Here is a 14,382-nt window from a genome sequence, read left to right on the forward strand (position 1 = left end):
CTAACCCGCGCCAGTTCTAGCGATGCCCAATTTTTCCCGGTGGTTCGGGTGTGCCATTTCGATCACCTCCCCATTTGTGCCGCCAAGCAAAACAGGCCCGAAGGCCTGTTGCTGCAAGGCAGGTCGGGGCCTGCGGAGCAGGTACGCCTTATTGCGGGTCGGTCACGAAACCGATCTTGCGCACGCCGGCGCGCTGGGCGCTGGCCATGGCCTGGGCCACGCGCTCGTAGCGCACTTCCTTGTCGCCGCGGATGTGCAGGTCCGGCTGGGGCTGCTTGGCAGCCTCGGCCTGCAGGCGCGGGAACAGTTCCTCGTCCGTCACCTGCGACTCGTTCCAGTAGTACTTGCCGTCGGCCGCCACGGACAGGCGCACGGTTTCGGGCTTGATGTCCTCGGGCTGGTTGGTGGCCCGGGGCAGGTCCACGTTCACCGAGTGCTTCATCACGGGCACGGTGATGATGAAGATGATGAGCAGCACCAGCATGACGTCCACCAGCGGCGTCATGTTGATCTCGTTCATCACGTCATCGGCTTCGTCTTGCGTTCCGAAGGCCATGGCTCAGCTGCCTTTCTTGATGGGCAGCACCTTGCCCTGTTCGCCGCCGGCGGACACGCGGGCACCGGTCACGAAGTAGGCGTGCAGGTCGTGGGCAAAGCTGTTGAGGCCGCCCAGGATGGACTTGTTGCCACGCACCAGGGCGTTGTAGCCGAGCACGGCGGGGATGGCCACGGCCAGGCCCAGGGCGGTCATGATCAGCGCTTCGCCGATGGGACCGGCCACCTTGTCGATGGTCGACTGGCCCGAGGTGCCGATGGCCAGCAGCGCGTGGTAGATGCCCCAGACGGTACCGAACAGGCCGATGAAGGGGGCCGTGGAGCCGACCGAGGCCAGGATGGCCAGGCCCGATTGCAGGCGCGCGGTGAACTCGTCGATGCAGTTGCGCAGGCAGCGCGTGACCCAGTCGCTCACGTCCAGGCTGTCGTGCAGGTGGGCCTTGGTGTTGCGATGGTGGGCCGTTGCTTCGCGGCCTTCCAGGGCCAGGTGGCGGAAGGGGTTGGTGTTGTCGTTGCCCAGCTTGGAGAGGCCGGCGGCGAAGTCCTCGCTGTGCCAGAAATCCTGGGCGGCACGGGTGTGCTTCTTGAACTTCACGATGTCCAGGGCCTTGATGATGATGACGATCCACGAGGCCAGGGACATGGCCAGCAGGATGACGGCCACTGCGCGGGTGACAAAGTCGCCCTGGATCCATACGTTGGCGATGCCGAATTGCGATTCCATGAGAACTCCTGATGATTATTCGAGAACAAAATTGACGGGCACCAGGTTCCACATGGTCTCCGGCACGCCATTGCGCTTTCCGGGCACGAAGCGCCAGCGCATGACGGCTTCCTGGGCCTGGCGGTCCAGGCGTTCGAAGCCGCTGGACTTGTTGATTTCGACCTTCTGCGGCGCGCCGTCGGTACCGATCAGCACGCGCAGGATGACCTTGCCCTGCTCGCCCATGCGCTTGCTGATGGCGGGGTAGCTGGGCTTGGGGTTGTTCAGGTAGGCCGCGTCGCTGGACGGCAGCTCGATCTTGGGCGGGGCAGGTGGGGCGGGCGGAGCCGGGGGCGGCGCCTCCACGGCCACGGGTGCGGCGATGGGTGGGGCCGGGGGCTGCGGCGTGGTGACGCCCGTGGGAGCATTGGGGGCCGGTGTGGGGTCGGGAATGGCCACTGGCATGGGCGCTGGTTTCGGTGCCTTGACCTGGGGGGCCGGCCGTGGTGGCGGCGGCGCCGGCGGCTTGGGCGGCGGCGGTTCGACCTTGGGCGCCGGTGGCGCGATGAATTCGCTGAGCAGCTCGGCCGGCACGATGACTTCCGCCGCGCGGCGCAGCAGGCCCGACTGCAGCGCCCAGATCCCCGCCACATGCAGCAGCACGACGGAACCTACGATCACGGTATTGCGACTGACGCCCCCGGGAGGGGCAAAACGATCAGGGTGAGACATAAGTGTGATGGCGGCTGCCGCCGCTTGCGCAGCGCGACGCAGGCCTGTGAGACCTTGATTATTTGCGGAAGATCCACCAGGCCGAGCCTGCGACGAGGATCAGGCTGCCGGCGAGTGGTGAGAGGAGTTCCATGCCCTGCTTTCCATGATGGAGCTGGCAAGCTGGATCGTCTGGGGCGCTGCCTCGTTGTGCAGGGCGGCGACCGGACCCGTAGCGCTGCATTGGGCCACCACGTCGCGGGCGCAGCTTTCGCAGCATCCGCATTGCGTGGCAACGCCCAGTTCGAACTGGATTTCATCAAAGCTCATGCCCGCACGGGCGTGGCGGGCGATCTCGCGGTCAGAAATCCGGCGGCAAACACAGACGATCATGGCGGCAGGCAGTGGTGGCTGGCTGGTAGAAGATGGGTGATTATAAATGCGAATTTTTCGCATTTGCAATAAATCATTCAGCGTAAGAGGGGAAACCCGACAATTCGGTTCCCATCCATTGCACCGCCGGCATGTGGCAGCGCCGTGTCCCAGCCGGGCGGGAGCGGCAGGAGGACGCAAAAAAGCCGGCACAGGGCCGGCTTGATTGCAGGAGCGCGGGCGCGTTCCGTGGGGGCGGTGGCAGGACTGCCTTGGCGCTTACTTGACGTGCTTGCCGATCAGGCCAGCCAGTTCAAACATCGACACCTGGGGCTTGCCGAACAGCTCCTTGAGCTTGGCGTCTGCATTGATGTTGCGCTTGTTGGCAGCATCCTGCAGGTTGTTGGCCTTGATGTAGACCCACAGCTTGCTGATGATCTCCGTGCGTGGCAGCGGTGCCGAGCCGACCACAGCCGCCAGGGCGGGGCTGGGGGTGAGGGCCTTCATGAACGCAGCATTGGGCGTGCGCTTCTTGGCAGGAGCGGCGGCCTTGGTGGCTGGCGCCTTGGCGGCGGGAGCTGTTTTTGCCGGAGCCTTTTTTGCAGTTGCCATGTTGGATTTTCCTTGTTGGAAGTAGATTGTCTGACCAGTGAGAGCCTAGCCTCTCTGCTGGCAGGCCGATGCTACTGGGAAAAAAACGCGTTTCCAAGGGAGAAAACGCTTTTTTTGCCTCGATTTGTTGCTTGGGTGCCCCGGGGAAGGTAAAGCTCCCTGTTTTGGTGCTTTCCCTAGGGGAAAAACGGGCTCCCGCAGTCTATTCGGGTGCGCGCTGCGCGGGGCCCGGCCGGGGCCGTGGGCGGCTGTGCACGACAATGGCAGGTGATCACCGCCCAGGCGGCATTCTTCCCATTTTTCGCACGAAAGGTCCATGCAACATGACAGCCCCATCCTCTCCGGCATTCAGCACCTGCGACTTCTGCGATGCGCACAAGGGCGACGACAGCGGCGCCTTCCGCGTGCTGCCCCCGGTGTTCCAGGACCTGGGCGGCGTGCCGGCCTTTTGCGGGCCGGTGAGCACCGTCAAGTGCTTCGAGGACAACACCCTGGTCAAGGCCGCAGTCGATTCGCCCGGCAACGGCCGCGTGCTGGTGGTGGACGGCGGCGGCTCGCTGCGCAAGGCCCTGGTCGGAGGAAACCTGGCCGCGGCCGCGGCACGCAACGGTTGGGCCGGCGTGGTGGTGGATGGCTGCGTGCGCGACATCGCCGAGCTGCGGGCCGCGGCCGTGGGCATCCGCGCCCTGGCGCTGATGCCGCTGCCCACCGAAAAGCGCAACGAGGGCGGGCGTGACGTGGCGGTGCAGATCCAGGGCGTGTGGGTGCGCCCCGGCGACTGGCTCTATGCCGATGCCGACGGCATCGTGGTCAGCTCGGCGTCACTGTCGGCCTGAGGCGTCTTTTCCGACCCGCCAGGCCAGGCGTGAGGGCAGGGTGGCCAGCAGCACGCTGGCCAGCGCGATGGCAAAGGCCACGAGCTGCAGGCCGCTGAGCGATTCGCCCAGCACCAGCACGCCCACCAGGGCTGCGCTCACCGGCAGCAGCACGGTGAACACGCCGCCCTGCGCGGCAGGCACCGCGCGCAGGCCGGTCATCCACAGCCACACGGTCCAGATGCTCGCGGCCAGCGCATAGAACACCAGCAGCAGCCAGGTGCCCCAGCCCACGGCCGCGAAGTCGAAGTGCCACGCGGCATACAGGCCCAGCGGCGCCGACAGGGCAAAACCCCAGAGGTTGATGATGGAGGTGATGCGCCGGGGGCCCAGCGCACCGGTGAGCTTCTTGCCGATCACGGAGTACGCCGCCTCGCACACCACGGCGCCCAACAGCAGCACCTGGCCGAGCCAGGCCGGGCCGGCCTTGCCGGTGGTCGCGCCAGGTTCGGGCCCATGGCCCGGGCTGGCGATGGCAAACATGGCAATGCCGGCGACGGCCAGGCCCACGGCCACCCAGGTGCGCGGTGGCACCCTCTCGCGCAGAAAGGCCCAGCTCATCAGCGCCACGGCGGCTGGCATGCTGGCCATGGTGACCCCGGCCGTGACCGCATTGGTCAGGCTCACGCCGTAGATCATGCAGGCGGTGAACAGGAAGTTGCCGAGGAAGGATTCGAGGAACAGCAGGCGCCGGGTCTGGGCGGTCATCGGCGGCTCGTCAGCCGGCTTCTTCAGCCAGTGCAGCATGGCCAGGCCGCCGATGCCAAAACGCATCCAGGCGAGCAAAAACACCGGCAGCACCGCGGCGAGAGGCTTGGACAGGGCGACATAGCTGCCCACCAGGGACATGCTGAGGCCCAGGCACAGGTAGGCCAGGGGGCGGGAGGGCGGGGCGGAGCGGGACATGGGGGCTGGGGCGCACAGCGGCTTGCGGGCTGCGCAAAGGGAGGGCAGGGCTGCCTACACTGGCGGTCTGCAAAAGAAACGGACCCGCATGATGCCTGACGAAATCCCTTCTCCGAGCCCTGCGCGCTGTGTTTTTGTCTACGGGACGCTGCGCCGGGGCGGCTCCAACGACATCACGCGGCTGCTTCCCGCCCCACGCTTCTTGGGGCCCGCCCAGATCCAGGGCACGCTGTACCACCTGGGGGGCTATCCGGGGCTGGTGCTGGGGGATGGCGGGGCCGTCGTGGGCGAGGTCTATGCGATCGAGCCCGGGCTCGAGTCGCGCCTGGACGGGATCGAGGAAATCCACGGGCGGCCTGACGACGAGTATTTCAAGCGCAAGGTCCGATTGCTGGTGGATGGCGACCCCGTCGACTGCCTTGTGTACGAGATCAATCCCGACCGGCTGACCGCGGCGCCTCGCATCGACAGCGGAGACTGGATCCTGCAAGCAGGTGGCAGCCCCGCCTGATGCGGCGTGCGCCCCGCGGCTTTGCGCAACGGGCGTAAGCACTTGTGTCGGATCAACGTGTGAGTCCCTGGTTCTTCAGGGGTGAGGCACCTTATTTCATATTGCAAAAATTGCTTTTGCCGATGTGGAATGCAAGAATGTTGCGGTGCGGCAATTTCTCTCAATACGAGAAAATGGTTTTCATATTGAGGAATTTGAAGCATAAAGTCTTGTTTTATAAGGGAAAAATTTATCTCTTATATAAGACATAAGAGCTTGTGCAACTCTTATACAAGACTTAAAGTTCTCTCCATGGGCAGCAGACGCAGCCCGGTGTTTTCAACCAACCTCAGGAGTAGACCCCATGCCCCAATCCTTCAACGAACAACTGAGCCGCGAACAGCAGATTGCCGCCCTGGAAAAAGACTGGGCGACCAACCCCCGCTGGAAGGGCATCAAGCGCGGTTACACCGCTGCCGACGTGGTGCGTCTGCGCGGCTCCTTCCAGGTCGAACACACGCTGGCCCGCCGCGGTGCCGAGAAGCTGTGGGACCTGGTGAACAACGAGCCCTACGTGAACTGCCTGGGCGCGCTGACCGGTGGCCAGGCCATGCAGCAGGTGAAGGCCGGCATCAAGGCCATCTACCTGTCGGGCTGGCAAGTCGCTGCCGACAACAACGAATATTCGGCCATGTACCCCGACCAGTCGCTGTACCCCGTCGACTCGGTGCCAAAGGTGGTGGAGCGCATCAACAACTCCTTCACCCGTGCTGATGAAATCCAGTGGTCCAAGGGCATCAACCCCGGTGACAAGGGCTACATCGACTACCACGCCCCCATCGTGGCCGATGCCGAAGCCGGTTTCGGCGGCGTGCTCAACGCCTACGAACTGATGAAGGCCATGATCCGCGCCGGTGCCGGCGGCGTGCACTTCGAAGACCAACTGGCTTCCGTGAAGAAGTGCGGCCACATGGGCGGCAAGGTGCTGGTGCCCACCACCGAAGCCTGCCAGAAGCTGATCGCCGCCCGCATGGCTGCCGACGTGTACGGCGTGCCCACCCTGGTGATCGCCCGTACCGATGCCGAAGCCGCCGACCTGCTGACCAGCGACTACGACGAGAACGACAAGCCCTTCCTGACCGGTGAGCGCACCGCCGAAGGCTTCTACAAGACCAAGAAGGGCATGGACCAAGCCATCTCGCGCGCCGTGGCCTATGCCGAGTACGCCGACCTGGTGTGGTGCGAAACCGGCACGCCGGACCTGGAGTTCGCCCGCAAGTTCGCCGAAGCCGTGCACGCCAAGCACCCCGGCAAGCTGCTGGCCTACAACTGCTCGCCTTCGTTCAACTGGAAGAAGAACCTGGACGACGCCACCATCGCCAAGTTCCAGCGCGAGCTGGGCGCCATGGGCTACAAGTACCAGTTCATCACGCTGGCTGGCATCCACTCCATGTGGTACAACATGTTCGATCTGGCCCAGGACTACGTGGCCCGCGGCATGTCGGCATACGTCGAGAAGGTGCAGGAGCCAGAATTCGCTGCCCGCGACCGTGGCTACAGCTTCGTGTCGCACCAGCAGGAGGTGGGCACGGGTTACTTCGACGAAGTGACCACCGTGATCCAGGGCGGCAAGTCCAGCGTGACCGCGCTGACCGGCTCGACCGAAGAAGAGCAGTTCCACTGATCCGGAATTCCTCGCCAAGAGGGATGAGGAGACTGCAAGAGGCCACCCGCGGGTGGCTTTTTGCATGGCCGGGCCCCGGGGGCTGACGTTGCCACCGTGCGACGCCGGTGCTGCTGCGCTGCAGCAGGGGGGCGAACATGGTTAAAATGGCGCAATCAACTGTTTGATTTCCCACAAGGGCGAGAAAGGCAATCTGGTTATGACACCGCGAACTACCACGGAGTTCTCCACCGGCCACTAGTGGCTGGCCGTTCGCGCCTGCACGAGATTCACCTCTCCCCAATCAAAAGCGCGGCCGGTTCCGCGCTTTTTTGTTTTTCGGTTTCGGCTGGCCTGCGCCCCGCAATCGACCCCCGATACCCACAATCTACCGACGATACCCATCATGATTCACATCACGCTCCCCGACGGCTCGCAGCGAGAGTTTCCCGGCCCGGTCACGGTCGCCGAAGTGGCGGCTTCCATCGGCACCGGCCTGGCCAAGGCCGCGCTGGCCGGCAAGATTGGCGACAAGGTGGTGGACACCAGCTATCAGATCACGGCCGACAGCCCGCTGTCCATCGTGACGGCCAAGGATGCCGATGGCCTGGACGTGATCCGCCACTCCACGGCCCACTTGCTGGCCTATGCCGTCAAGGAGTTGTTCCCCGAAGCGCAGGTGACCATCGGCCCGGTGATCGAGAACGGTTTCTTCTACGATTTTGCGTACAAGCGCCCCTTCACGCCCGAAGACCTGGTGGCCATCGAAAAGCGCATGGCCGAGCTGGCTGCCAAGGACGAGCCCGTGGTGCGCCGCGTGCTGCCGCGCGACGAGGCTGTGGCCTACTTCAAGGGCCTGGGCGAGCATTACAAGGCCGAGATCATCGCCAGCATCCCGAGCAACGAGGACGTGAGCCTGTACCGCGAAGGAGCGTTCGAGGACCTGTGCCGCGGCCCCCACGTGCCCAGCACGGGCAAGCTCAAGTTCTTCAAGCTCATGAAGGTGGCCGGCGCCTACTGGCGCGGCGACCACCGCAATGAGATGCTGCAGCGCATCTACGGCACGGCCTGGTCCACCAAGGACGAGCTGCAGCAGTACCTCACCATGCTGGAAGAGGCGGAAAAGCGCGACCACCGCAAGCTCGGCCGCGAGCTCGACCTGTTCCACATGGACGAGCACTCGCCCGGCACCGTGTTCTGGCACCCCAAGGGCTGGGCCCTGTGGCAGGAGGTGGAGCAGTACATGCGCCGTGTGTACCGCAACAACGGCTACCAGGAGGTCAAGGGCCCGCAGATCCTGGACAAGCAGCTGTGGGAGAAGACCGGCCACTGGGACAAGTACCACGAGAACATGTTCACGACCGAGTCGGAAAAGCGCGAGTACGCGCTCAAGCCGATGAACTGCCCGGGCCACATCCTGATCTACAAGCAGGGCATCAAGAGCTACCGCGACCTGCCGCTGCGCTACGGCGAATTCGGTGCCTGCCACCGCAACGAGCCGACGGGCGGCCTGCACGGCATCATGCGCGTGCGCGGCTTCACGCAGGACGATGGCCACATCTTCTGCACCGAAGAGCAGGTGCTGGAGGAGTGCGCCAATTACACGGCGCTGGTGCAGAAGGTCTACAAGGACTTCGGTTTCACCAACATCATCTACAAGGTGGCGACGCGGCCCGAGGCGCGCATCGGCACCGATGAGTCGTGGGACCGCGCCGAGCAGGCGCTGATGGCCGGCCTGCGCCATTCGGGCTGCGAGTTCGAGATCGCCGAAGGCGAGGGCGCCTTCTACGGCCCCAAGATCGAGTACACGCTCAAGGACGCGCTGGGTCGCCAGTGGCAATGCGGCACGATGCAGATCGACCCGAACCTGCCCGAGCGCCTGGACGCCGAATACGTGGCCGAGGACGGCAGCCGCAAGCGTCCGCTGATGCTGCACCGCGCCACGGTGGGCAGCATGGAACGTTTCATCGGCATGCTGATCGAACACTACGCCGGTGCCTTCCCCGTGTGGCTGGCCCCGGTGCAGGTCTCGGTGCTCAATATCACCGACGCGCAGGCCGACTACTGTCGCGAAATTGTTGAACGGCTGCAAAAAGCACTGCCGAATCAAGACCTTAGGGTAGCCCTGGATCTGCGCAACGAGAAGATTACGTATAAAATACGCGAGCATTCGTTGCAAAAGCTGCCGTACATCCTTGTCGCGGGCGACAAGGAGAAGGCGGCCGGCGCCGTTGCAGTGCGCGGCCGGGGCAATCGTGACCTCGGAGTGATGTCCATCGAAGCGTTCGCTGAGCTGATCGCGAAGGACATCGCCACCAAAGCCTGATGTTTGACTCAAAACCTGCTTTGTTGCACGCCAGCTGTGCGGCTGTTGCTACACATTTTGTAGTATTTTGATTGAAGGAAAATAGCCATCGCTACTGAATTTCGTGATCGTCGCCACCGTGAAGAGCGCAAGCACCGCCTGAACCGTGAAATCATGGCCCCCGAAGTCCGCCTCTCTGGCCCGGACAACGAGCCTTTGGGTGTGGTCAGCCTCATGGAAGCCCTGCGCATGGCGGGCGAGCTGGACGTGGACCTGGTGGAAATTGCCGCCACGGCCAATCCTCCGGTGTGCCGCCTGATGGACTACGGCAAGTTCAAGTACCAGGAGCAAAAGCGTGCTGCCGAGGCGAAAGCCAAGCAGACGGTGATCGAGATCAAGGAAGTCAAATTCCGTCCGGGTACGGACGATGGTGACTACAACATCAAGATGCGCAACATTCGCCGCTTCCTGGCCGAAGGTGACAAGTGCAAGATCACGCTGCGGTTCCGCGGCCGTGAAATCACCCACCAGGAGCTGGGGCTGGCGCTGCTCAACCGCATTCGCGACGAGCTGGCCGACTCCATCATCATCGAGCAGTTTCCCAAGCTGGAAGGCCGCCAGATGATCATGATGATTGCGCCGGGCAAGAAGAAGCCCGCCGCTGCCAAGCCGGCCGCCACCGAAGGCACGCCTTCGGGCAGCGCCGCCTGAGACGGCAGCAGTACAGAGACAGGATTTGCCAGGCGGTCCCCGCAAGGGATTGCCGGGCGATAGGCAGCGCGAAAGCACTGCCGCACAGCCGGTGAAAACAGGCTGAAAAAGTGGCTCGGGGCCAACAAGTTTGCAGATCGGTTTCTGCAAACGCCTCACGAGCACAAAGAAAAGGAGCATTCACATGCCCAAAATGAAGACCAAGAGCAGCGCGAAAAAGCGTTTCCGCGTCCGTCCAGGTGGTACCGTCAAGCGCGGTCAAGCCTTCAAGCGTCACATCTTGACCAAGAAGACCACCAAGAACAAGCGCCACCTGCGTGGTGCAGTGAATGTGCATGAGACCAACATGGGCTCGATCGCACAAATGCTGCCCAGCGCTGGCCTGTAAATAACGACGAACAAGGAGTACTCACATGCCTCGCGTCAAACGTGGTGTAACGGCCCGTGCCCGTCACAAGAAAGTTCTCGCCCTCGCAAAGGGCTTCCGTGGTCGCCGCGGTAACGTCTTCCGCATCGCCAAACAGGCGGTGATGAAGGCTGGGCAATATGCCTACCGTGACCGCCGCACCAAGAAGCGCGTGTTCCGCCAGTTGTGGATCGCCCGTATCAACGCCGCTGCGCGTGAATTGGGCCTGACCTACAGCCAGTTCGCCAACGGCCTGAAGAAGGCATCCATCGAGATCGACCGCAAGATGCTGGCCGACCTCGCAGTGCACGACAAGGCTGCCTTTGGCAGCATCGTGGAGCAAGTCAAGGCCAAGCTGGCTGCTTGAGTTCACGACAGGCGGCCGTCTCTCACCGGACGGCTGCTTGCGCAATAACAGCAAGGGCTAGGGCTTGTGAAGGCACTAGCCCTTGTTCATTTTCAAGAGTCGATATGAACGAGTTGGATACCCTGGTCGAGAGCGCGACGCAACTGTTTGCCCAAAGCGCCACCCCTGCTGATCTGGAAAACGCCAAGGCGCAGTTCCTGGGCAAGTCGGGCCGCGTGACCGAGCTCATGAAGGGCATGGCCCAGCTGTCGGTGGACGAGAAGAAGTCCCGCGGCGCCGCCATCAACGTCGCCAAGCAGGCCATCGAGGCCGCGCTGACCGCGCGCCGCCAGGCGCTGGCCGATGCCGAACTGCAGGTCCAGCTCAAGGCCGAGGCCCTGGACGTGAGCCTGCCAGGGCGCCAGCGCGGCAATGGCGGCCTGCACCCGGTGTCGCTCACGCTCGAGCGCATCGAGGGCATCTTCGGCTCCATGGGTTTCGACGTGGCCCAGGGCCCCGAGATCGAGACCGACTGGTTCAACTTCACCGCGCTGAACACGCCGGAAGACCATCCCGCGCGTTCCATGCACGACACCTTCTACGTCGAAGGCGGCACGCCCGAGGCGCCCAACCTGCTGCGCACGCACACCAGCCCGATGCAGATCCGCCACGCGGTGCAGCATGTGAAGCAGCACCGCGCCGCGCTCGATGCCGGCCTGCCCATGCCCGAGATCCGCGTCATCGCGCCGGGCCGCACCTACCGCGTGGACAGCGATGCCACGCACTCGCCCATGTTCCACCAGTGCGAAGGCCTGTGGATCGGCGAGAACGTGAGCTTCAAGGACCTGAAGGTGGTCTTCACGGCCTTCTGCCGCACCTTCTTCGAAAGCGATGATCTGGTGCTGCGCTTTCGCCCGAGCTTCTTCCCGTTCACCGAGCCCAGCGCCGAGATCGACATCCAGTTCCAGACCGGCCCGCTGGCCGGCCGCTGGCTGGAGGTGGCGGGCTCCGGCCAGGTGCACCCCAACGTGGTGCGTAACATGGGCCTGGACCCCGAAAAGTACATCGGCTTTGCCTTCGGCATGGGCCCCGACCGCCTGACCATGCTGCGCTATGGCGTGAACGACCTGCGCCTGTTCTTCGACGGCGACATCCGCTTTTTGTCGCAGTTCCAGTAAAGGCTGGCCGCAAGGCTGGGCCGCCGAGCCGTTTTCGCCCTGGCGCGCGCTGCATTGAGGCTGCGCAGGGCACCTTCCGTACAAGAGTTCGACTATGCAATTCCCTGAATCCTGGTTGCGTGAGTTCTGCAACCCACCCCTTTCGACCGGCGAGCTGGCCGAGACGCTGACCATGGCCGGCCTGGAGGTGGAAGAGCTGCGCCCTGTGGCGCCGCCGTTCTCCAAGATCGTCGTGGGCGAGATCAAGGAAGCCGTGCAGCACCCCGACGCCGACCGCCTGCGCGTGTGCCAGGTGGATGTGGGCCAGGGGGCCCTGCTCAACATCGTCTGCGGTGCGCCCAATGCGCGCGTCGGCATCAAGGTGCCCTGCGCTCTGGTGGGCGCCGAGCTGCCGCCTGGCGACGATGGCAAACCCTTCCTCATCAAGGTGGGCAAGCTGCGCGGCGTGGAAAGCCAGGGCATGCTGTGCTCGGCACGCGAACTCAAGCTGTCGGAAGACCATGGCGGCCTGCTCGAGCTGGATGCCAGCGCCCCCGTGGGCCAGGACATCCGCGAGCACCTGAACCTGGACGACACGCTGTTCACGCTCAAGCTCACGCCCAACCTGGCGCACTGCCTGAGCGTGTACGGCATCGCCCGCGAAGTCTCGGCGCTGACCGGCGTGCCGCTGTCGCAGCCGGCCTTCCCGGCCGTGGCGGCCAAGGCCGCCGACAAGCTGGCCGTGAAGATCAGCGCGCCCGACCTGTGCGGCCGCTTCTCCGGCCGCGTGGTGCGCAACGTGAACACGCGCGCCACCACGCCGCAGTGGATGCTGGACCGCCTGGCGCGCTGCGGCCAGCGCGGCGTGTCCCCGCTGGTGGACATCTCCAACTACGTGATGTTCGAGCTGGGCCGCCCCTCGCATATCTTCGACCTGGACAAGATCCATGGCGGGCTGGATGTGCGCTGGGGCAAGGCGGGCGAGTCGCTCAAGCTGCTCAACGGCAACACCATCACGGTGGACGACAAGGTCGGAGTGATCGCCGACGGCCAGCAGGTCGAGTCGCTGGCCGGCATCATGGGCGGCGATGCCACCGCCGTGTCCGACGACACGAAGCACATCTACATCGAGGCCGCCTTCTGGTGGCCCAAGGCCGTGGCCGGCCGTTCGCGCCGCTACAACTTCTCGACCGATGCTGGCCACCGCTTCGAGCGCGGCGTGGATCCCGAACTGACGGTGGAGCACATCGAGCGCATCACCCAGCTGGTGATCGACATCTGCGGCACGCCCGAGACGGCCTGCGGCCCCATGGACGACCAGCGCGTGAATGTGCCCGTGCCCGCACCCGTCACGCTGCGCGTGGCGCGTGCGGCCAAGGTCATCGGCATGCCGATCACGCAGGCGCAGTGCGCTGACGTGTTCAAGCGCCTGGGCCTGCCGTTCAGCGAAGGCGAAGGCACCGTGACCGTGACCCCGCCGGCCTACCGCTTCGACATCACCATCGAGGAAGACCTGATCGAAGAGGTCGCGCGCATGGTGGGCTACAACAACCTGCCCACCACGCCGCCGCTGGCCCCCATCACGCCCAAGCTGCCGGCCGAAGCCACGCGCAGCCCGTTCGCCGTGCGCCGCACGCTGGCCGGCCTGGGCTACCAGGAGACGATCAACTTCAGCTTCGTGGAAGAGCGCTGGGAGCATGAGCTCGCGGGCAACGCCCAGCCGATCAAGCTGCTCAACCCCATCGCCAGCCAGATGAGCGTGATGCGCTCCAGCCTGCTGGGCTCGCTGCTGCAGGTGCTCAAGTTCAACCTGGACCGCCGCGCCGAGCGCGTGCGCGTGTTCGAGCTGGGCCGCGTGTTCCTGCGCGATGCCAGCATGAAGAACACCGACACCACGGTGGAGGGCTTCCACCAGCCCATGCGCGTGGCCGGTGTGGCCTATGGCGCCAACGACATGCTGCAGTGGGGCCGCAAGGAGCAGGGCATCGACTTCTTCGACGTGAAGGGTGATGTCGAGGCCCTGCTGGCACCGCTCAAGGCCACCTTCGAGCCCGGCGAGCACCCGGCCATGCACCCCGGCCGCTGCGCTCGCGTGCTGGTGCAGGGCCAGCCCATCGGTTTCGTGGGCGAGCTGCACCCGCAGTGGCGCCAGTCGTGGGAGCTGCCGCTGGCGCCCGTGATGTTCGAGCTGGAGCTCGATGCCGTGCTGCAGCGTGTGGTGCCGCAGTTCAAGCCGGTGGCCAAGCACCAGGCGGTGGAGCGCGATCTGGCCGTGGTGGTGGCCGAGCGCGTGACGCATGCCGAGGTGGTGGCGGCCGTGCAGGCGGCCATTCCTGGTGGCATGCTGCGCTCTGCCGTGCTGTTCGACGTCTACCGCCCCAAGCCGCTCAAGGCCGGTGAAGAGACGCCGGCCGGTGGCCTGGCCCCGGGCGAGAAGAGCCTGGCTGTGCGCCTGACCCTGGGCAGCGATGAAGCCACGCTGACCGAGGCCGAGATCGAGTCCGCCGTGCAGGCGGCTGTGACGCAGCTCACACAGCGGGTGGGCGCGCGGCTGCGCGGCTGACCATCGC

At 64.7% G+C, this 14,382-nt stretch carries 15 protein-coding genes; 9 read left to right on the plus strand and 6 right to left on the minus strand.

Going from position 1 to position 14,382, the window contains the following annotated elements; genetic code table 11:
- Positions 1–148: 148 nt before the first annotated feature.
- From AC07X5_RS14225 to AC07X5_RS14245, 5 genes are all read right to left on the minus strand, one after another.
- Positions 149–556 carry an ExbD/TolR family protein gene (locus AC07X5_RS14225; protein ID WP_409963083.1) on the minus strand — a complete coding sequence of 136 codons (408 nt, stop codon included), beginning with the start codon at positions 554–556 and terminating at the stop codon, positions 149–151.
- Positions 557–559: 3 nt separating this feature from the next.
- Positions 560–1,279 carry a MotA/TolQ/ExbB proton channel family protein gene (locus AC07X5_RS14230; protein ID WP_409963081.1) on the minus strand — a complete coding sequence of 240 codons (720 nt, stop codon included), beginning with the start codon at positions 1,277–1,279 and terminating at the stop codon, positions 560–562.
- Between the two features lie 15 nt (positions 1,280–1,294).
- Positions 1,295–1,990: an energy transducer TonB gene (locus AC07X5_RS14235; protein ID WP_494770694.1), complete on the minus strand. Its 696-nt coding sequence runs from the start codon at positions 1,988–1,990 to the stop codon at positions 1,295–1,297.
- A gap of 99 nt (positions 1,991–2,089) precedes the next feature.
- A complete protein-coding gene (locus tag AC07X5_RS14240; RefSeq protein WP_409963103.1) occupies positions 2,090–2,362 on the minus strand; it encodes a (2Fe-2S)-binding protein in 273 nt (90 codons plus the stop codon).
- Positions 2,363–2,620: 258 nt separating this feature from the next.
- On the minus strand, positions 2,621–2,953 hold the full coding sequence (locus tag AC07X5_RS14245; protein WP_409963101.1) for an SWIB/MDM2 domain-containing protein: 333 nt from the start codon (positions 2,951–2,953) through the stop codon (positions 2,621–2,623).
- A gap of 323 nt (positions 2,954–3,276) precedes the next feature.
- Between AC07X5_RS14245 and rraA the strand changes: the two genes are divergently transcribed.
- Positions 3,277–3,789, plus strand: a complete 513-nt coding sequence (gene rraA / locus AC07X5_RS14250; RefSeq protein ID WP_494770695.1) for a ribonuclease E activity regulator RraA — start codon at positions 3,277–3,279, stop codon at positions 3,787–3,789.
- Here rraA and AC07X5_RS14255 read toward each other — a convergent pair.
- Complete coding sequence (locus tag AC07X5_RS14255) at positions 3,775–4,734, minus strand: DMT family transporter (protein WP_494770696.1); 960 nt, start codon at positions 4,732–4,734, stop codon at positions 3,775–3,777. The genes rraA and AC07X5_RS14255 overlap by 15 nt on opposite strands.
- A 91-nt stretch (positions 4,735–4,825) precedes the next feature.
- Here AC07X5_RS14255 and AC07X5_RS14260 point away from each other — a divergent pair, with 91 nt between their 5' ends.
- The 8 genes from AC07X5_RS14260 (at position 4,826) to pheT (ending at position 14,375) form a co-directional block, all read left to right on the plus strand.
- Positions 4,826–5,245 (plus strand): gamma-glutamylcyclotransferase family protein, encoded by a 420-nt coding sequence (locus tag AC07X5_RS14260; RefSeq protein ID WP_494770697.1) that lies wholly within the window; start codon positions 4,826–4,828, stop codon positions 5,243–5,245.
- A 343-nt stretch (positions 5,246–5,588) separates the two neighbouring features.
- On the plus strand, positions 5,589–6,908 hold the full coding sequence (gene aceA, locus AC07X5_RS14265) for an isocitrate lyase (protein ID WP_409963071.1): 1,320 nt from the start codon (positions 5,589–5,591) through the stop codon (positions 6,906–6,908).
- A 385-nt stretch (positions 6,909–7,293) separates the two neighbouring features.
- Positions 7,294–9,213: a threonine--tRNA ligase gene (thrS, locus tag AC07X5_RS14270; protein ID WP_494770698.1), complete on the plus strand. Its 1,920-nt coding sequence runs from the start codon at positions 7,294–7,296 to the stop codon at positions 9,211–9,213.
- A gap of 81 nt (positions 9,214–9,294) precedes the next feature.
- Positions 9,295–9,903 carry a translation initiation factor IF-3 gene (gene infC / locus AC07X5_RS14275; RefSeq protein WP_409963099.1) on the plus strand — a complete coding sequence of 203 codons (609 nt, stop codon included), beginning with the start codon at positions 9,295–9,297 and terminating at the stop codon, positions 9,901–9,903.
- 184 nt (positions 9,904–10,087) lie between these two features.
- A complete protein-coding gene (gene rpmI, locus AC07X5_RS14280; protein ID WP_005795135.1) occupies positions 10,088–10,291 on the plus strand; it encodes a 50S ribosomal protein L35 in 204 nt (67 codons plus the stop codon).
- Positions 10,292–10,316: 25 nt separating this feature from the next.
- Positions 10,317–10,676, plus strand: a complete 360-nt coding sequence (rplT, locus tag AC07X5_RS14285; RefSeq protein WP_005795139.1) for a 50S ribosomal protein L20 — start codon at positions 10,317–10,319, stop codon at positions 10,674–10,676.
- A 104-nt stretch (positions 10,677–10,780) separates the two neighbouring features.
- Entirely contained in the window at positions 10,781–11,833 is a 1,053-nt protein-coding gene (locus AC07X5_RS14290; protein ID WP_409963067.1) for a phenylalanine--tRNA ligase subunit alpha, read from the plus strand.
- Positions 11,834–11,927: 94 nt separating this feature from the next.
- Positions 11,928–14,375, plus strand: a complete 2,448-nt coding sequence (pheT, locus tag AC07X5_RS14295) for a phenylalanine--tRNA ligase subunit beta (protein WP_494770699.1) — start codon at positions 11,928–11,930, stop codon at positions 14,373–14,375.
- Positions 14,376–14,382 lie beyond the last annotated feature (7 nt).

The sequence above is a fragment of the Acidovorax sp. GW458-11-26-14-TSB4 genome (assembly GCF_059423865.1).